The organism is Bradyrhizobium sp. USDA 4506 (assembly GCF_054058795.1).
Genome location: NZ_JBSSBM010000002.1, coordinates 5,636,996 through 5,655,436, shown reverse-complemented (window position 1 = coordinate 5,655,436; position 18,441 = coordinate 5,636,996). Strand labels below are relative to the sequence as shown.

The window sequence follows — 18,441 nt, the reverse complement described above, 5'->3', positions numbered from 1 at the left end:
TGCAAGTCTGGTTGGGGCAAAACCCGACGTTGGGGCGGGCCCGAGCCTCGAACGCCTCTCGCGGCTGTGCGCGCATTAGCTTATGTGAATCGACACAACTTATGTGAATCGAAGCGCTATGGTGGCGGCTCTGCTCCCGGAGTGGCGAGCCATTGGTCGATCTGGACGGCGCGCTCGGCCTCGCGGGCCTTCTTGAGAAGTCGTTCCCGCTCGGTGCCGGGAGGCAGATGCGAAGCCCTCGCGCGGGCCGCTTCCTCCAGCTGAATGAGGCGGTATGCGAGCGTCGTGGTTTGCTTGAAGCGATTGCGACGTTTCATGTGTGCAATTGGTGTTTCAACCCTGATGTAGGTCCGAACCGCGCTCGTCGTCGTTTGTTCCTATTGAACGGCGGGGCGTGGCCTGTCCTGGTCGCCTCCTTGAGAGCACCATGCGGCGGGCCGGCCAGGGAATGCTGGACATCGGCCGGCAGCGTCGGTCTGCGGGAAGCGAGCCGAGCCGAGCTGAGAACGATCGTTCCCCGTCAGACGCTCGTCGAAGCCAGGGGGATGCGGAAGAGTTCGCTATCGCCCGCATCGCGAACCGAAATGAAATTGCCGTCGCGAACCATCTCCGGCTTTTCGGTCCCGATCCGGTGAGCGATGAAGCTGCCGTGATCCTGGGCGTCCTTGTCGTCGGCACAGTCGTGACCGACGACGTCGTGTGCGGGGATGTCGCCCGCGAGATGGAAGAAGTATCTGGGCATCTAGGTCAGCTTGTCCAAATTGCCGAACGGCTTCGCGGGCGGCGCGTTCTCGGCCTTCTTGATCTGCTGCGCGCCTTCCTTGGCAAGCCTGCCATCGTTGATGATCTCGGCGATGAGCTGCTTGACCCGTCCGCCGATCCTGTCTGCAATGCCTGTCATGGCTTACCCTTGTTCGTGCTGCCGCCCGCGGCCTCTCACGACTGAAGTATCGCTCGTGGAGAATGTTCCTCCGAGGGGTGAGGACCCAGCCATCCAAGAAAGGAACAAATGACTGTCCGGAAGATTGGATCGCCAGCAACGGCCGAGGCTCAGGCCGAGCGGTTGACGCGAGAAATTCAGTGACGAAGCGCCTGACCAGGAAAGAGCAGTTCGATCGATCGAAGATCAACATGCACGATCTGCTTCAGGTGAGATGCTGGACACATGCCCTCGGTGTGTCGCGCGAACAGCTGCGTAAAGCCGTCGAGAAGGTCGGTGACTCAGCCGTGACGGTTCGCAAGGAGCTCGGAATTCCCGAGGAATGACATGGCCACCGTACAGCAGATCCGGGACTACGCGCGGCAGCTCTGGGAGAAGGCCGGAAAGCCCGACGGCAGGGACGAGCAATTCCGGCACGCGGCCGAGGTCGAACTGAATGCGGAGAACGAAAGTCCGGACGCGCCAGCACTGGACCAGCCGAACAAGACGATCATTCCCGGATGAAGCCGGTCTTGCCGCGAGAGGCGTGCCGGCGGCGCGATTGATGGGGATCCTCCATTAGGAACATTGCCATTCTGTCGCGGTTCTCGAAACGCCGCATGGAGCGGTGAGGAGGACGTTATGAAAAGACTGGTTTTGATTTCTGTTGCCGCCGTATTGGCGTCGACGGGCGCTTTTGCCCAGAGCACGATTGTCGGCACGACCGGTGCCGGACATGCCGCCACCGTGCAGATCGAGCCGCAATACCGTACGCGAATCCACAGCTATGTGACCGAACACAAGATCCGTCCCGTCGAGACGCGGGAGAGGATCGTCGTCGGCTCGCCTGTGCCGCGCGAGGTCGAGCTTGAAGCGGTGCCTGCCGATTGGGGCCCGTCGCTCACCAGATATCGCTATGTCTATACCGGCCAGCGCGTGATGCTGGTCGATCCCGACACCCGTACGGTCGTCCAGGAAGTCGAGTGAGGCCGCTCTGATGGCGGGCCGCCAGCAACGGCGGCGGCCCGCCATCAGCCGGAACGCCTGATCCGCGGGACAAGCGCCGTTCGGTCAGGGGTCATCGACCGCGTCGGCCGTCAGAGACCGATGCTGGCGACAGCCGCTTCCGCGATGCCCTTCGCGTCGAGGGCCCCGGTCTTGCCGATCTCGATGACCTTGCGGGCCACGATCTCGCAAAGCGGATCGTTGCGATCGACCAGACCCATCGAATGCAGCGCCAGGCTGAACGCCCTGTTGAAGAGCTCGATTTGCTCCGGCGTGTATTCGTCCGTCTTCAGCAAGCGATTGATCGGCATTGTCGAGCCCCACAGCAAGCAGCCAAGTGACGTGGCTATAGCATGGAACCGTCGCGATCGGCACCCGGCTTTCCCTGCGCCCTCCAGCAGAGGCGAGACGAGAAGCAAAAGCTCGGGCAAATCATGTCGCGAGAATGCGATCGTGTGACCACAAAACCCGCGCCACACACTCAGTGTCGTCCTGGCGAAAGCCAGGACCCATTACCCCAACTCTCAATTGTTGCGCGACGCTGGGGCCACGATCCCGTTCATTACCAAATGCGGTGGTTATGGGTCCTGGCTTTCGCCAGGACGACGATACAGTGTGGTGTGCGCGGTCGCCCGCTCAACGCGCAGCTACGGATCGTGGCAATGTGCTCAGCTCGAGCCAGTCGCCCCGCGCACCACGCGCTTGATCTTGTCGGTGGTGTAGGTCTGCCCGCCGATCGAGAGCAGCGGCGGGGAGGCGGTCAGGTCGACGGAGTCGACGACGCCCTGCACCTCGGTCGAGATGGCGATCGGGTTGCCCTTGGAATCCTTGCCGGTGGCGGTCAGCGTGTAGGTGCCGGCCGGCCATTGCGTGCCGTCATTGCCCTTGCCATCCCAGACGAAGCTGGCATTGCCCTGCTTCAGGCTGAAATTGCCGGAATAGGCGGTCTGGCCGGTCGCGCTGGTGATCGTGATGGTGGCGCTGGTGGCTTGCGGGGACACCAGATTCCAGGTCGCGGATTTGTCGAACTGCGTCTTGCTGCCGTCGACCGCGACCGTGTTGCCGACATAGACCAGCGCCTGGGTCGACTGCGCGCTCTTCTCGATCTCGATCAGCGACTTCAGCTGATCGTTGGATTTCAGCTGCTGCTCGACGCCCGCGAACTGCACCAGCTGCTGGGTGAACTGGTTGGTGTCGAGCGGGTCGAGCGGGTTCTGGTTCTGCAACTGCGTGGTCAGCAGCGTCAGGAAGGTCTGGAAATTGTCGGCGATGCCCTGCGAGGAGGTCGTCAGGCCGCTGCCGCTGCTGCTTCCAGAGTTCGTTCCGTTGCTGGTGCCCGGTGCTGAGACGACGGGCGTCGGCATAGTTGCATCGACTGCCATGGTGAACTCCTTACACTCTGATATCGACGCCGCCGAGGGCGCCGGTTGCACGGCCGTAGGAGCGGCCCGCCGCTGCGGCGGGAACGCTGTCCTCCTCGGTGACGATCAAACGATGGGCGTTCGGATTGGACTGGCCATTGTTGTTTTGGCCTGACTGCGACTGGTCGCGCAGGCTGAACTGCAATCCGCCATTGCCGGTCGAGAGGCCGGCATTGTCGAGCGCGCGCTGCAGCTGGTTGGCATCCTGGCGCAGCATCGACAGCGTTTCCGGACGTTCGACGGTGAGATGCGAGGTGACCTGGCCGTTGCGATCGACATCGATGCGGACATCGATGCGGCCGAGCTCGGCGGGGTCGAGCCGGATCTCGAAGCGACTCTTGCCGCTCTTGGCGGAGGCGGCGATCTGCATCGCAAGCCCGCTGAGCGGCACGGCGGCGCTTTGCGCAGCGTTGGTCACGGTCAATTGTGCGGTCGCAGACGGCGTCGTCTGGGTGGTCGCGGGTTGCGGCTGCAGTGCGTTCGCTGCCTGCGCGCTGGGATCGGGGGTCGTGAGCTGGGTCTGCGCGGCGGCGTGGCCGCCGACCGCCGGTGTCGGCGCGGCATTGCCGTCGCCGCCCGCGTCGGCCTTGATGGCATCGGCGGCACCGTCGGTGGCGGCCTTTGCCTTGCCGGCAACGGCGGCCGGCTGCGCGGCGGCGGGAACGATGTTGGTCGGAGCAGCCTGCGCGGTGTTGGCGCTGCCCGCTGTGGCGCCGTCCTGGTCGGCCGGCATCGTCGCCGTCGCGTCCTTCGTGGTGAGCTGTGTCTTGGCCTGCGCCGTCGTCTTGGTGGCGGGCGTTCCGGCGGCAACCGCGGCGGCGAATGTCGCATCGCCGGTTGCTGTCGCTGCGCCCGATGCCGTTGCCGCATCGCTGGTGGTGATGATCTGCGCGTCGGTCTTGACGCCGGCCGCCTTGGCGACCTTGTCGGCGTTCGCTGTGGTGGCCGCCGCCGCTGCGGTGTCGGCGCCGGCAGGCGCGCCGGTGCCGGCAGCGGCACCAGTGCCGGCGATGGCCGAGCTTGCCGCGATGGCCGCCGCCGCGATCGCGAGCGGTGCGGCCGGCTGGTCGGACGGCGCGGTGGCCGCCGGTGTCGGGGCGGTCGCCGGTGTCGCGGCAACAGGAGCAATCACGGCATTCACAGTTGCCGCACCGGGATCCTGCTGCGCAGCGGCCAGCGTCGCGTCCGGCTTGTCACTGGTCGAGTTCGCATCGGAGCTCGATTTCGAGTCGTCCGATTTCGATTTCGACTTGGTCTTGGACGGCGCGTCGCTGTCGACCTTGTTGTCGTCGCGCGAACTGCCGGAATCCCGCGACGTCCTGTCGGGGCCCGTGCTGGTGTCGCGGGGGCGTGCGTCGGTCGTCGAGGGCGGATCGTCGGACCGCCGCGAGGGCGCCGGCTGGGAGTCGTAGCGGCTGCTGTCGTTTGCGGACGCAGTGTTGCTGTCGACCAGCGCGGCAAAGCCGTCGTTCCCCGCCTGCGAAGCGGGATCGGGCCGCGCCGACCGCTGCGTCGCGCCCTGAAAAGACCGGCCTGCCAATGCTTCCGACGTGACGCTGACCACTGCCAACCCTCGCAAATGAGACTTCCGGCGTTTTGTCAGCAAGGAGTGGGCCAACCAGGGACGGCAATAAATAATGAGTTATTTCAGAAGGTTAGGGGCTGCCTTGGTCGGCTGGAGCGGGTTCCCGGCAGGTCTCCTTTTTGCCCGGCGGCAAGATTTGCCGTCCAGGCGCGGCACGGCACGGCTTCCGCGGATTGCCTCACCGGAATACGGCCTATATTAAAGGTGGCCTCCAACGCGTCCGAACCGACCGAACCGGCCTTGGATGTGTTCTAAGGCTCTCTGGACAAAAGGTTTTTTCCAATATCGTCGCGGAGCGTCTAAGCTCGCCGCGACAGTGACCAATGACCGCTTAAAGATGCTCAACAGTCTGGATCTCGAAGGCCGCCCTGAAGACACACGGATCGTCGTTGCCATGTCCGGCGGCGTCGACTCGTCGGTGACGGCTGCGCTGTTGAAGTCGCAGGGTTACGACGTGGTCGGGATCACGCTGCAGCTCTACGACCATGGCGCCGCGACCCATCGCAAGGGCGCCTGCTGCGCCGGCCGCGACATCCACGACGCGCGCAATGTCGCCGAGCGGATCGGCATCCCGCATTACGTGCTCGACTACGAAAGCCGCTTCAAGCAATCGGTGATCGACAATTTCGCCGACAGCTACGCGCTCGGCGAGACGCCGGTGCCGTGCATCGAGTGCAACCGTTCGGTCAAGTTTCGCGACCTGCTCGCGACCGCGCGCGAGCTCGGCGCGCAGGCGCTCGCAACCGGCCACTATGTCGCCTCGCGGCGGCTTGCCGACGGATCGCGCTCGCTGGTCTGTGCCGCGGATGCCGATCGCGACCAGAGCTATTTCCTGTTCGCGACCACGCGCGAGCAGCTCGACTTCCTGCGCTTCCCGCTCGGTGACATGACCAAGCCGCAGACCCGCGAGCTGGCGCGGCGCTTCGATCTCGAGGTCGCCGACAAGCAGGACAGCCAGGACATCTGCTTCGTGCCGACCGGCCGCTATACCGACATCATCGGACGGCTGAAGCCGAATGCGATCGCGCCGGGCGATATCGTCGATCTCGACGGTCATGTGATCGGCCAGCACCAGGGCATCGTTCATTTCACCGTCGGCCAGCGCAAGGGGCTCGGCATTGCCTCCGGCAGCCCGCTCTATGTGGTCAAGCTCGATGCGGCGACGCGCCGTGTCGTGGTCGGACCGCGCGAGGCACTGCGGATGGATCGCATCGCGCTGCGCGACGTCAACTGGATCGGCGACGGCGCGCTGGATCGCGTGATCGGCGAGGGCATCGAGATCTATGTCCGCGTGCGTTCGACGCGCGCGCCGCAGCCGGCGTGGTTGCGCGCCGTCGATGGCGGCTATGAGGTCGAGCTCGTCGCCGGCGAGGAGGGCGTGTCGCCCGGCCAGGCCTGCGTGTTCTACGACGCGGCCTCCGGGCAGGCGCGTGTGCTCGGCGGCGGCTTCATCAGAAGTGCAAGCGCCAGCCGCGCAATGCGGACCGCGACGCAGGACGCGTTGGCGCCGCTTGCAGAAGCGGTTCGCGGATAGCGCATGATCCGGAAAAGTGGGGACCGGTTTTCCGCGACGATCATGCGCAAACAAGAGTAACGTCGGGGCAGGGGAATGGCTGGGGACATCGACCGCGAAGGGGTCGAAAAGGCGTATGGCCGCTGGGCACCGATCTACGATCTGGTGTTCGGCAAGGTGTTCGATCAGGGCCGTCAGTCGACGATCGCGGAAGCCGACCGGATCGGCGGCCGCGTGCTGGACGTCGGCGTCGGCACCGGGCTCTCGCTGTCGGAATACAAGCGCACCACAAAACTATGCGGCGTCGATATTTCCGAGCCGATGCTGCGGCGGGCGCTCAAGCGCGTGCGCACGCAGGGCCTCAGCAATGTCGAGGCGCTGGCGGTGATGGACGCCAAGAATCTCGCATTTCCGGATGCGTTCTTCGACGCGGTGGTCGCGCAATATGTCATCACCGCGGTGCCGGATCCCGAGGCGACGCTCGACGATTTCATCCGCGTGCTGAAGCCCGGCGGCGAGCTGATCCTGGTCAATCACATCGGCGCCGAGAGCGGCCCGCGCCGCGTCTTCGAGCTCGCCTTCGCGCCGCTGGCGCGGCGGCTCGGCTGGCGTCCGGAGTTTCCGTGGGAACGGCTGACCAATTGGGCGGCGAAGCATGGCGGGGTCAGCCTTGCGGAGCGCCGCCCGATGCCGCCGATGGGGCATTTCTCGCTGATCCGCTTCCGCAAATCGTGAGGTTGCGGCGATTTTGCGAGGGAACATCGGCGCGCCGTCACGGTTTTCTCGTCATGAGGATCAATCGAACACTCGCTTTATCCTGTGTGCTGATGCTGGCACCCGCTGTTGCCGCGGCGCAGGCGCCGCCGACATCAGCCACGCCGCCGGCACAGACCGCGCCGCCGGCGCCGCAGCGCGCCGCCACGAATTGCGCGCCGCAGCAGCAGCCGTCGCATCCGGGTGCTGCAGTGCCGGAGGGAACCACGACCGGGCAGGCCGCCCAGCCGCTGGGCGACAAGCTCGCCAAATCCGATGGCGTGCTGTGCCCGCCGGCCGGTGTCGATCCCGAAATGCGTGCGCCGACCCCGCAAGGCGGCAACACGCCGGTGATTCCGCCGCCCGGCAGCCCCGGTGGCGACCCATGGGTCAGGCCGAAATAGCCCCTGCCTGCAATAAGTTGCTGCCCCGTCCGGGTTTGCTTGACAGGCGCGCATGCCACTCTTTATATGCCGCGCGTTCGCACCCGCGGCTCACCAGCCGCCGATGGCGAGCCCATGGCGGGGTAGCTCAGCTGGTTAGAGCACGGGAATCATAATCCTGGGGTCGGGGGTTCGAGTCCCTCCCCCGCTACCATGCGGCATTCGTCATACCGTCGCGGTTCACCGCCTTATCCAGCCTCCAAAGGGATGGTGCTTTCCACGCGGTCCGCCAGCTCGGGGGCCGGCGCGCTCTGCGGCCAAGGCACGAGTAGCGAGTGAAAGGCTGCCTGGTGTTCAGCTGTCGGGTCGGAGCCGCTGCATCCTCATGCTCGACTCTCGCCGTTTTGATGGCGGTCGTCATTCTAAGAGCTTCGTACGAGTGCGGTGCCTTGGCGACCATTGAGCGAATTAGTGGCGCCAAGCCTCCAGGCCGTCAGCGTCGTACCAAGATACGGCCCAGCAATGCCGTGCTGTACTCGCCGGTGGCCCTCGCCAGATTTCTTGCGCTCGAACTCGGCTGCCCCGCCGGAAAGTTGAAGGGCAGGCTGAGCGTCCAAGGCGCGATGAACCGGAATCCCCAAGAGTCGTCCTTTTGCGGCGGCTTTGAGATCGGTGCGAGTTCGATCTCCTCTGCCTTATGGGCGAAAGGCGAGGATAGCGCGATCTTGCCTTTGATGGGTTGAACGACCGCACCGCCAAGACCGTATTTCAGCATCGAGTAGATGAAATTGCCATCCGGCTGGACGCCCACCAGAGGTTGATCCAGTTTGTCGCGGAGTTGCTTGATGGCGAGATAGCTGTCGATGCCACCGGGCACGCCGTCGCGCTCGAACCAGGTTCTTATGGTGCCGGATGAGCTTCGCATGGAGAAGGAGTCATTATCATCCTGGATTCGTGCGACCTGTTTGTTGAAGCCGTAAAAATTCTGGCCGATCAACGTGGCTGCCAGCGAGCTCACGAACAATTGCGGCATGTAGCTGAACAGGACGTTCTGCAATGAAGGTGCGTTCTTATGGATAACGTCGGGAATCAGCTGGGCGATTTCGAGGTAGTGCGCGCCGCCGAAGGGCAGTGGTCCTGGACGCACGTTGCGTTGCCGGGCAAAGATCAGGACGACATGATGCGGTGGCTCGGGAATAATCTCCGGTGTCTTTTCCGTCTTGCCCTCTGCATCGGACGACGCGCCGTGATGCGCTGTCTTGATCGTGCTGTGGGGCGCTGGAGGTTCGAGGAGTGTCAGCCCATCGGGTAGCATCTTCTCGAGTTCGCAGCGCGGCCGTTGTTGGACGACGCAAAACGCCTCGATTTCGCCGGTACCGGCGACGGCGTTAGTGGCAAGCTTGCGCAACAGGTCCAATGCCGGCAACAAGGCGGTTGGCAGCGAAACGTCGTTGAAGTCGTTGGCGTTTGGCATGGCAATATCTACTCCTGCAATTGCGGCTGCCGCGGCGCGGCCCGCCATGACCGATGCTTCAATACAACCCGCATTAATACCGGTACGAACCCAGTCGCCGGCGAGAAAGAGATTGTCGACCCCCGACTTGCCGGCCTCCATGCGTTTGAACACGCTGCCGGGAACCGATAGCACATATCGGTCCGAGGGATTGATGTTCACCCTCGGATATTGCGCGAAGAACCGCCTTCGAGTCGGGGGAGAATAAGCACGATAGTCGAAGAATCGCTCCCACCGAATGGCATGGCCGGCGCCTTCAATTCCGGGCCATAGGAAGTGAAGGTTGCTCTCGACCCAGTGCAGCATCCTTCGCCTTTGCCGCGCGAGCATCCTGGCCGGATAACTGTGTTTGCAGAACGGGGGCGGCGGATTCAGGGGATCGTCGACCAGGGAGCCAACGAAATATGCCAACCCCTTGGGAGGCGGGTGAGGCCATTTTTCCAGTGGCAACATCAGGCTGAGGTCGGCCCAGGTATCGAGCGGCAATACGAATCCCGAAAGAGCCGTTCGATCCTGCTTGCAACCGAGCTCTCGCATGCCGACGTTTGTCCATGCCTGAAAGGCTACCGTCGCCGTCGTCTTGATGGCATCGACCATCTCTCGCCAGCCGGGCGTGTGGCAGATCAGGTCGCTGCATATCGTGCAAAATGCGCCGATGCCGATGCCGAGCACGACATCGTCGAAATCCCTCCCTCGCAGCAGCTTTCGGGGAGGGGCGACGCCGGGCCACTTCGTCCACGCCGATTCCAGGTCTATTCTTTGGTCCCGCAGAGCCTGTCCTTGGACCAGCTGAGAGTAGTCTGGATGGGAAGGCCAGCTCGGGATTGTGCCATCTGCGCCGATCCAGATCAGCGGATCGTAAGAATTGCCGGAGTGGGTGGTCGCCTGCACGGTGGTGTCGATGAACTCGATCGAAGCTTTGTCTTGAGACAGTCCGATGTGCTCGACCTTGGTAAAGAATTCGAATTTGACATGGCGTTTCGTGAGGACCTGGTAGAGCGGAGCGAACAGCAGCTCGCCCATGGTCGCCTTGAGAAGGTAGAAGAACGACCCGCGATATGTGAAGAGCAGCTTCAACAGGATGCGGGTGCCGGTGCCTGCCGCCACATTCCTGCAGGGAATGACATTCCCGTATTTATCCGTGTGGCGGCTACCGAAGAACCCGAACACATAATCATAGCAGCCACGGATAATGGCGGAATCCAGCGTCGAATCCGAGCAACCGTTCGACCTCATCCAATCGGTCCACTCCTGATGGTCGATGCAGTCGAAGCCCTGCCACAGCACGCCGTCGCTCAACATGCCGATCGCGATCGTCAGAGCGACCTCCGCCACGATCTCGCGCGGGTCGCGAGACATCGCAGCTGACACCGGCTTGTCGCAGAGCTGAGTCCGCGCATGCCTTAGTATCGTCTGTAGTTCGGCGGCGTCACTCGGGCTGACCGCCCTGGGATCCTGCGGCAGGATATCGATCTTCGCCCGCGCCGTTCTGAACGGACCGTCGGTTGTTCCGGCCGCCACGGCGGAGTGCTGGGTCCCCGCCGGCCATTGGTCGGTGAAACCAGCGATCGACTGGCTCTGCTGCACCGAGCATTCGAGCAGGGAGCGCAGAAAATCGACGAGTGAGACTGCGGGACGCGGTGTGCCCGGAATTCCTTCATGGGGTGGAATGTCGATAGTCCATGAAGTCCAACCGGAATTGAACGGCTCCATGAGCACGGATCGATCGAGGCCCTCGAAGGCGTTCTCGCGTGATCCGAACGGCGGGCTGAGATCGAGATCGTTCATCGCGGCATAAAGCCGGTCGACCAGTTCGAATGCGTTATCGTAGAAACCGGTCCAGACATGAAGTCCGTGTTCTTCGGCGCGATATCCTTTTTCCTTGTCGCGGCCGACCGCTCCCTTGCCGCCAAGCCGCCAGCCGATCGTGTAGACGGTGATGTCGAACAGTTGATGCTGCGGATCTTGCTCCGTCAGCTCGAACGCCGCGCTGAGCGCCGCGACACCGCCTCCCAGGATTGCAATCTTTCTGAGCGCCATGCGGCCGATCCTCATTCAGCGGGAGCGGGCGCGCAGCTGCGCATAACATCACAGAGAGACACAAATTGTCGGGTAGCGTGAAGGAAACGCTCGCCGGGAATTTCGAGCTCTGCGCCGGTGATCGCGCGCGCCGCCTGCATTCCCGAGATCACGGCTGTTTCAACGCATTCGGTGTTGAAGCCGGTGTCGATCCAGGTTCCGGCGAGGTACAGGTGCTTGAAGCCGGACTCGTCGGTCTTCAGGCGCCAGGCGCTGGTGCCGGCCGCGGTCGCGACACAGCAGTCCCAGGGACTGATATTGGCTTTGACGTGCTGAGCCCTGATCCGGCGATAGCCGTGGCGATCCTGATCGTCGTAAAGCACGGTCCAGTCAAACGCACCGTTCGTCATCACCTTCGGCCAGATGAATTTGGCCTTGTGCTCGAGCCAATCCAACGTCTTGAGATAGGCGAGCAGATTTGCCACCTCCTGGGCATGCCGGCTTGTCTGCGGCGCTGCGTACAATTTCGAAGGGAAGACGTCACAGAGGTAGTGAAGCGAGTAGGGAGGGTCGCGGCGCTCATACCGCAGGAGCTGGAACATGTCCGCCCAGATGTCGAGAGGATTGGGGCCTGACACCAGCGCGGGCTTTTGTCCGGACCAGCCGAGGCCGGCAAGCGAGCGCGTGCTCCAGAGCTGAACTGCGATGCTGGGCACCAGGCGAAGCTTTGCCGCCATATTCCAGAAGCCGGTGCTGTAGTTGTAAAGGTCGTCGAACGGCTCGTGCTTTGCTTCAATGCCAGATAGGCCTGGTCCGGGCGGTCGCTCGACACTCTTGTTGCCCGTGAACTTCTTGAAAGCGCCGAGCGGTATCGCCAGGACGACATCGTCGAAATCGTCGACGCGTGTCTTTACGTCGGTGCCGACCCGCTCGTTGCACCAGAACGATTCAAAATCAACGCAGCCGTTCGGGGGCACGTCGAGGTGAAGCCAGTCGGGTTGGCTGCTCCAGCCGGACAGTCCATCGCCAATCGGCACGGTCCATTCATAGCCGGACTTCGGTATCGCCTGCACGTCAAAGTGCAGTGAATCGACGGATCGCCCATCCGACGAGACCCTGATATCGGTCAGTTTGTGAAAGAACCGAAACTCGACGTCTCGCTGCTTGAGTATCTCGAACAGGGGAGCGACAATCACTTCGCCCGCACCGGCCTGCAGCTCCCACGCCACGGCTCCCTGATAGGTTCCGAGTGCTCGAAGCAGGACCTGGACCGCGGTTCCTGCGCCGTAGCTCGCGTTGGCGATGTCTCCGTCCGGATACTGAAACATCGTGTCGTAGAGCGCTCTCACCATTGGCGACTGCTTGACCAGTAAGGGCTCGGCGCCATGACGAACCAACCAGCGGCGAAAGTCCTCGCCGTCCATCTGCTGGATGGATCGTTGCTCAATCACGATGTCGTCGAAAATGCCGTCCACCAGCGGCCACGCTAGTCGCAAGGCCTGGTCGAACAAGTGACCGGCTGCGGTATTCGCAAAGGTCATATGACAACTGGCGCCAGCAGCGCCCTGAAGCACCCGGCGGACTAATTCCATGTCCGCGGGGCCAAACGAGATCATGTCTTCGTCGAGATGCAACAGCCATGCCGAGGCAATCTCCAGACAGGTCCTTGCCGTCACCACACCGAGTAGTCTTGAGGGGGGAAACCGCGGGTCGTCGCGCATTTTTATCGTTTCGATCGAAACTTCGTCGAGCTTGACGATCGGCGAGTCTGACCCGAGCGCATAGTCGTGGAAGTCGATCAACAGCCCTATCGCGTGCGACAGACAATTGGCGATGCTGAGGTCAGCCGGTTCTCTGCCGGGTATACCGACTTTCTTCGATGTCGGGAAGTTGACGTCATACACGGTCGGCTTGGCCCCATCGGGATCGCCGATCGGCGTGTAAGTCTGTGGGAGAATCAAGGTGTTCAAATCGACTTTCGCTCCCTTCCGCGGCAAGTTTCGGTAAACCTCAGCCAACATCTGGAAAGCGTTCAGGTAGTGGCCGAACCAGATATGCAGGCCATGCTCGATGTTGCGGCCCTGCGCATCGCGCCCGCTGGCGCACTTGCCTCCGAGCCGCCATCCCAGCTGATAGACCGTGACGTGATATTGCTTGCGCAATTCCGATGTAAGGCTGAGCTGATAGGCGGCGGAAAGTCCCGCCATTCCGCCGCCCACGATGATGATGCGGCGCTGGCTCAAGCCTGTCTCCATTGCGACGACGGCGATGGATGGACACGTTTCAGTTCGGCGAGCTCCTTGGCGGCGCCGAGGCGTTCAAAGATGTCGGCCGCCTGCCGCAGGCGAGACTCACGCTCAGGATCGCTCGCGCTGGTCGCAAGGCCGGTTCGATAGATCGCCTGCGCCTGCTCGCGGGGGGTTTGCAGCAGCTCGGCCACTTCGGCGGCGCGCTTCCAACTCTCGAGCGCCCGCGCCGGTTGACCGGTCAGGAAGCACAATCGGCCGTTCATTAACAGACTGTAGAGACGGCAGATCGGCGATGTTCGAGCCAGCCGGGAAAGCTCCCGGCACGCCAGCTTCGCCTGGCTTTGAATGTTCGAAGAGACTGCGCCGGAAGCTTGCTCCCAATGGCTCAGTAAGACATCGGCGATTCCTGCCGGCCCGAAGGCATATCCGCCCCACACAACGCCGCATTCGCGCAAGATCGGAAGTCCCCGTTCCGCAAGCTCCAGGGCGACCGCGGCCTCGCCGCGCTCGAGGTAGCCGGCCGCGGCCACGCCGGTGCAAAGCAATTGTTCCGTGCGGATCAACCGCTGGCCCGCCAGCGCTTTCAGTTTGTCGAGGCATCCGGTATCGGCCCCGCCCCGGGTGATGTCGATCAATGCCCGTAAGGAAAGACTCCAAGCGCGGATCTGCGGCGGGGAATCGTCGGAGAGTTCCGCGAACAGCCTGGCAAGCCGCTCGTCGGCGAGCGAAATATATCCCCGCAACAGCGCGATGAAGATCAACATCGTCTCGCTGTTCTGCGCACGCTTTCGGTCTCCCAGGCGCTCGTAACAACGTCTTGCATGTTCGCCATGCGCCTCGGCATTGTCCCATTCGGCGAGGCCATAAGAGAGAACGCCGAGCACGAGTCGGACCCGCGCGATCTCGGGCAGCGAGCCGTAACCTTCCGCAAGTTGGATCGCGCGCGCTGCGTAGCTGCGACCGATCCCCACCATGCCGGACATCCCCATTCCGAGCGCCAGCGCGCTGTATCCTCGAATCGTCTCCGGGGTCGCGCCGCATTTTTCGGCCAGGTTCAACGAGGCCAGGGTTCCGTTGAGCACGGCCAGCGAGTCATTCTGGTAGAAATACTGCTCCGACAGAAATTCGTGCATATGAGCGACGCGCTGCATGTCGGACCTGTCCTGCTCAGCCAGGGCCACTTGTTTCGACGAAGTGTACCGTAACCTCAACTGGGTTGCGGCGTTGCGAACAAGCGCGCCGATTCGTTCGGTCTTGCTCACCGGGAGACGATGACCAAGCAACTCCATCGCGCGGTGGTAGTGGTTGGCGGAGCTCTCGTAGTCCGACAATTCGTGACAAGCGTCACCGAGGATGACCTCCCAAGCCGCCTTGCGGCTGCGTCCGATCTGGATTGCTTCGCGCTGCGTGAGATCGAATAGCTTCTCCACGTAACGGATCGCTTCGCGATTTGCCGAGTTGTTGCGCGACTGTTGCGCCGCAAGCTCGAGGTAAGTGATCGCCCGCAACGGCTCGCCGCCAAGCTCGAGATGCCTTGCCAGGCGCGCATAATTCGGTTGCAGCTCCTCGGCGTGATGCTGCTCGATGAAGCCGGCAATCCGCCGATGGAGGATTTTTCGCTGCGCAAAAGACAAGACATGATAGGCAACCTCCATCGTTATGGAGTGCCTAAACACAAAGGAAAGTGGCCGCGTCTCGCGATCGAGTTGCAGGAAGTCGAAGTCGATCAATCGGCGGATGCATTCCGCCTTGGTGGCAGCGGACAACTCCGGGACGATTTGATCCAGCAACTCGGAGGAGAAGGCGTCGCCGACCGCGCTGGCGGCCTTGAGCACCAGCTGGTCGTCGAGCGATAGCAGGTCGATCCGGCTGACGATTGCGCGTTCAACGCTGGTCGAGAGCGAGATACTGGAATCGGCGAGGCTCTGTTCATCGAACGAACATATCCCCCGCGTAACCTGAATCTTTCCGGTGTCCCTGAGCGCGAGCGCGAGCTCCTCGCTGAAGAACGGATTTCCGCTGGCATGACCGTAGACATATCGCACCAGTTCCGGCGGAACCTCGGACGATCTCAGGCGCCGCTTCACCAGCAGCCGCACGTCGTCGCGCGACAGCCGGTCGAGCCGCAACTGCAGCGATGAGGCGAGTTCGACGACAAGACGCTGCTCTGCGATCGCTGTCGTCTGGGTCCGCTGAGTAACCACGATCAGGAAGTCCGAAAGCCGGCGCGCGACGGCGCCAAGCAGTTCGATCGAGGGGCCGTCGAACCAGTGGACGTCCTCCATCAGGAGGATGCGAACGCTCGATCGGCGAAGGATGAAGATCACGAGTTCTTCGATCGCGCTCGCGCGAGCCGAGCCGACGATCTGTTCGGTGAAGGCGAATTCGGAAAATCCCAGTGGAATGACTTCTTCGAGCAGCGGAAGCCAATTCAGCAGCGACTCGTTTTCGAGCAGCGCTTCCGACAATTCGCGTCGAACCCGCGGTCCGTCGCCCGGTCCTTCAAACTGCAAGATCTGCCGCAATACGGCGCGCCACACGAAATAGGGCGTCGATCTTTCGATCGCCGTGGCATTTGCAACCAGGACGGCGTGATTGTCGGCCTGCGCCGATCCGATGAAGTCTTCGAGTAGGCGCGATTTTCCGATGCCGGCTTCGCCTGCAATGAGGACGAGCTTACCGGTTCCCGTCTTCAGACCGTCGAGACAGCTCCTGAGCATCGCGGTTTCGCTGATGCGGTCGATGATGGTGCGCCGGGGTGGAGCATGGAAATCGTCGGTCACTGCCGCCGGACTGAACGCCAACATCGATGCGCCCGTCCCCTTGACCTGGAGATGTGGCAGCAGATTGAACACGATCCTGCGCCCGACGGCCTGGGCCGTCGTGGCGTCGCAGACGATGTCGCCCTGTGCGGCCTCGGCGAAATGCGCGGCGACATTGATCGCCTGCCCAAAAATCCCGAACGTCCTTTGATGGAGGCCGCCATAATTGCTGCAGAACAGGCGGCCGGTCGCCAGGCCGACAGAAATCGGAATGGCCTTCGCTTCCAGCTGGCGACGGAGGCGCAGACACGCCTCGACTGCCCTGAAGGGATCGTCTTCGTGGGCAAGCGGAGCCAATCCGAAGACGAGCGTAAGAGTCAGGCCCTTGTCGTCCATCAGGACCTGATGAACGGTTCCCTCGAGCCGTTCGGCGATTTGCTGGACGTCAACGACGAAGGCCTGCAGTCTCGTCAAGAAATCATCATCGAAATTGAAATCGGGGAGGCCGACCCGCGCCACTGTGAGCGTGCGAAACTCGCCGACCCAGTCGCTGGCATCGGCCTTGCCCGTGTGGCTTCCGAAGATGGTGCGGTCTATCGGTGCGACGGCATCAGGCGAGTTCATTCCAAGGAGCCGTGCTCCATAGGGCATGGGCTCGAGTTCGCACGAGCCCGTCAACAGCCGCGCGGCGTTTGCACACAACGCGATGTCGCCGATCGCGGCTTTCTGATAGGCGAGGCCGATGCTGTAAAAGGGTTCTCCGGCTGCAACATAGTGCCATTTGTCCTGCCAGCCGCCGAGCCTGCAGAAGAACACTTCGCCGGTTTCCACCGCCGTACGCGCACTGATCGCTTCTCGGCCCGGCCCGGCGGTCATGGCCTGTCGCAGCGCAAGGCCGCAGCGCACGGCCTGCGCGGTAGCGACGGCAGCGTCCGGATCGACCCAAATCGCGAGAATGGCGTCACCGGCGAAAGCGACGATGTCGCCTCCCTCGGAATCAATCACGTCGGCCAGTATCGCAAAGCAATCGTTGATGAAGTAGGTAAGGCTTTCAGCGCCGTCGCCGGCAGCGCGGTCGGTCTTCGCTGTGAAGCCGGCAATGTCGATAAGCAGCACCGCCGCGGTCCGAGCGTCCGCGCGGGGGTTGTTTGACCACTCTTGAGACCGGAGGCGTGCATTCACCCATTTTGGCGTGTGGGCGGCTTGCTCCCTCGCGACAGCTCCGGCAGGCATTGCAGGACCTCGGCTCAATGGAGCCGGAATGGAACCCTGTCTTGGAGAGAAAATCAACAAACCTGCGGTTCTCGGACCGCCGGAGACCGTCAGCGGTCTTGTCCAATGTCTAAAATGCCTTTTATCACTTCGGCCGCATGCGGGCTGTGGGGTGGCTCACAATGATCGTCAAACTTCGGGTCCGTTCGTGATCCGGAAAGAACGCGACCACAGGCGATGACCTTGTCACTCACACGCATGTCGACGTGCACATGAAGGGCTGGCCGAGCCGTGCGCATGACGCGACGCGAACGCGCGCCAAAGGACGGTGACTGGCTCTCTTGGCTTTCCAATCTTCATGAGGCTGCGCCTTCTGAACAAGCTCGACTTCCAAATTGAGGCTCAACCCATTGAAAACACTGGAGCAGGAAATGACGTGGCGATCCCGGCAGGAGGGATATCCCAAGCAAATTCAATGGCATGGACTGGATAACCTCGCGAATGCCGCCATTGCCTAGCGTTTTCGTTGCGGTGGCCACCGTGTTCGTCGCTGAAAGGGATATCAGCGCGAACAAAACGGACTAGCCGTTCTGCCCGTCGCGGGGTGCTGCCCGGCTGCAGGGATTGGATGGCTTTCAGTGCTGTGGGTTGACCAGGATCGGCTTACTGGTCGGGGCTGCCAGCCCGTCTCCGTGGGCCGTTCGCACGTCTCGATGCTTGCCGAAATTTGCGGAAATCTCCCTTGCGACGGGCAACCCGTGAAGGTCACCGACGCTCCCCGACCTCTCCCGACTGGCGGGTCGCAGGCGATACATTCTCGAACCGGTGCGCTTGCCAGCCTATGCTCAAGCCGAGCTGTCCTGCCGCCATCACCGCAGCCCGGGCCAAGATCCCTCCGTAGGTGGGGTAGGCTAGCCGCGACGTTCAGCCGCTTCGTGTCTGCGACCCAACCCACCGCCACAACCGCAAGCGAGGCTTCAGCATCCAACCGGGCTCCATTCTTCGTAAAGACCATGCGCACGCCAGCGGGTGTCTTCGCGAACGCCTCGATGGTGCCGAAACTCTCGTATCCTGAGCGTTATGGTGTCATTTGTCACTGCCTCGCAG

14 protein-coding genes and 1 tRNA gene are annotated in these 18,441 nt (G+C 62.7%); 8 read left to right on the top strand and 7 right to left on the bottom strand.

Annotated elements, in window-relative coordinates; genetic code table 11:
- Window positions 1–116 precede the first annotated feature (116 nt).
- Window positions 117–317 (bottom strand): hypothetical protein, encoded by a 201-nt coding sequence (locus ACVIHF_RS28855; RefSeq protein ID WP_057017332.1) that lies wholly within the window; start codon window positions 315–317, stop codon window positions 117–119.
- Between the two features lie 110 nt (window positions 318–427).
- Between ACVIHF_RS28855 and ACVIHF_RS28850 the strand changes: the two genes are divergently transcribed.
- The 4 genes from ACVIHF_RS28850 (at window position 428) to ACVIHF_RS28835 (ending at window position 1,906) form a co-directional block, all read left to right on the top strand.
- Window positions 428–946, top strand: a complete 519-nt coding sequence (locus ACVIHF_RS28850) for a hypothetical protein (protein ID WP_253606929.1) — start codon at window positions 428–430, stop codon at window positions 944–946.
- A 134-nt stretch (window positions 947–1,080) separates the two neighbouring features.
- Window positions 1,081–1,266, top strand: coding sequence for a DUF3606 domain-containing protein (locus ACVIHF_RS28845; RefSeq protein ID WP_028333447.1), 186 nt, complete (start codon window positions 1,081–1,083; stop codon window positions 1,264–1,266).
- A 1-nt stretch (window position 1,267) separates the two neighbouring features.
- Window positions 1,268–1,444 carry a DUF2934 domain-containing protein gene (locus ACVIHF_RS28840; RefSeq protein ID WP_253606930.1) on the top strand — a complete coding sequence of 59 codons (177 nt, stop codon included), beginning with the start codon at window positions 1,268–1,270 and terminating at the stop codon, window positions 1,442–1,444.
- Window positions 1,445–1,561: 117 nt separating this feature from the next.
- On the top strand, window positions 1,562–1,906 hold the full coding sequence (locus ACVIHF_RS28835; protein ID WP_092089173.1) for a DUF1236 domain-containing protein: 345 nt from the start codon (window positions 1,562–1,564) through the stop codon (window positions 1,904–1,906).
- Window positions 1,907–2,016: 110 nt separating this feature from the next.
- Here the strand turns inward: ACVIHF_RS28835 and ACVIHF_RS28830 are convergent, their stop codons facing one another.
- From ACVIHF_RS28830 to ACVIHF_RS28820, 3 genes are all read right to left on the bottom strand, one after another.
- On the bottom strand, window positions 2,017–2,235 hold the full coding sequence (locus ACVIHF_RS28830; RefSeq protein ID WP_225161433.1) for a hypothetical protein: 219 nt from the start codon (window positions 2,233–2,235) through the stop codon (window positions 2,017–2,019).
- A 357-nt stretch (window positions 2,236–2,592) separates the two neighbouring features.
- Window positions 2,593–3,306 carry a flagellar hook assembly protein FlgD gene (locus ACVIHF_RS28825; protein WP_016844363.1) on the bottom strand — a complete coding sequence of 238 codons (714 nt, stop codon included), beginning with the start codon at window positions 3,304–3,306 and terminating at the stop codon, window positions 2,593–2,595.
- A gap of 10 nt (window positions 3,307–3,316) precedes the next feature.
- Window positions 3,317–4,909, bottom strand: a complete 1,593-nt coding sequence (locus ACVIHF_RS28820) for a flagellar hook-length control protein FliK (protein ID WP_225648622.1) — start codon at window positions 4,907–4,909, stop codon at window positions 3,317–3,319.
- 358 nt (window positions 4,910–5,267) lie between these two features.
- Here ACVIHF_RS28820 and mnmA point away from each other — a divergent pair, with 358 nt between their 5' ends.
- The 4 genes from mnmA to ACVIHF_RS28800 all read left to right on the top strand — a co-directional run bounded on the left by mnmA (window position 5,268) and on the right by ACVIHF_RS28800 (window position 7,793).
- Window positions 5,268–6,464, top strand: coding sequence for a tRNA 2-thiouridine(34) synthase MnmA (gene mnmA / locus ACVIHF_RS28815; RefSeq protein WP_253606932.1), 1,197 nt, complete (start codon window positions 5,268–5,270; stop codon window positions 6,462–6,464).
- Window positions 6,465–6,539: 75 nt separating this feature from the next.
- Entirely contained in the window at window positions 6,540–7,178 is a 639-nt protein-coding gene (locus ACVIHF_RS28810) for a class I SAM-dependent methyltransferase (RefSeq protein ID WP_028333443.1), read from the top strand.
- Window positions 7,179–7,231: 53 nt separating this feature from the next.
- Window positions 7,232–7,600: a hypothetical protein gene (locus tag ACVIHF_RS28805; RefSeq protein WP_456792920.1), complete on the top strand. Its 369-nt coding sequence runs from the start codon at window positions 7,232–7,234 to the stop codon at window positions 7,598–7,600.
- 116 nt (window positions 7,601–7,716) lie between these two features.
- A tRNA-Met gene (locus ACVIHF_RS28800) sits at window positions 7,717–7,793 on the top strand.
- A gap of 279 nt (window positions 7,794–8,072) precedes the next feature.
- Here the strand turns inward: ACVIHF_RS28800 and ACVIHF_RS28795 are convergent.
- The 3 genes from ACVIHF_RS28795 to ACVIHF_RS28785 are packed head-to-tail and all read right to left on the bottom strand — an operon-like array spanning window position 8,073 to window position 17,238.
- Window positions 8,073–11,132, bottom strand: coding sequence for an NAD(P)-binding protein (locus ACVIHF_RS28795; RefSeq protein WP_456792919.1), 3,060 nt, complete (start codon window positions 11,130–11,132; stop codon window positions 8,073–8,075).
- Window positions 11,133–11,143: 11 nt separating this feature from the next.
- Window positions 11,144–13,354 carry an NAD(P)-binding protein gene (locus tag ACVIHF_RS28790; RefSeq protein WP_456792918.1) on the bottom strand — a complete coding sequence of 737 codons (2,211 nt, stop codon included), beginning with the start codon at window positions 13,352–13,354 and terminating at the stop codon, window positions 11,144–11,146.
- A complete protein-coding gene (locus ACVIHF_RS28785; protein ID WP_456792917.1) occupies window positions 13,351–17,238 on the bottom strand; it encodes an AAA family ATPase in 3,888 nt (1,295 codons plus the stop codon). Before ACVIHF_RS28785 ends, ACVIHF_RS28790 begins: the two co-directional genes overlap by 4 nt.
- Window positions 17,239–18,441: the final 1,203 nt, after the last annotated feature.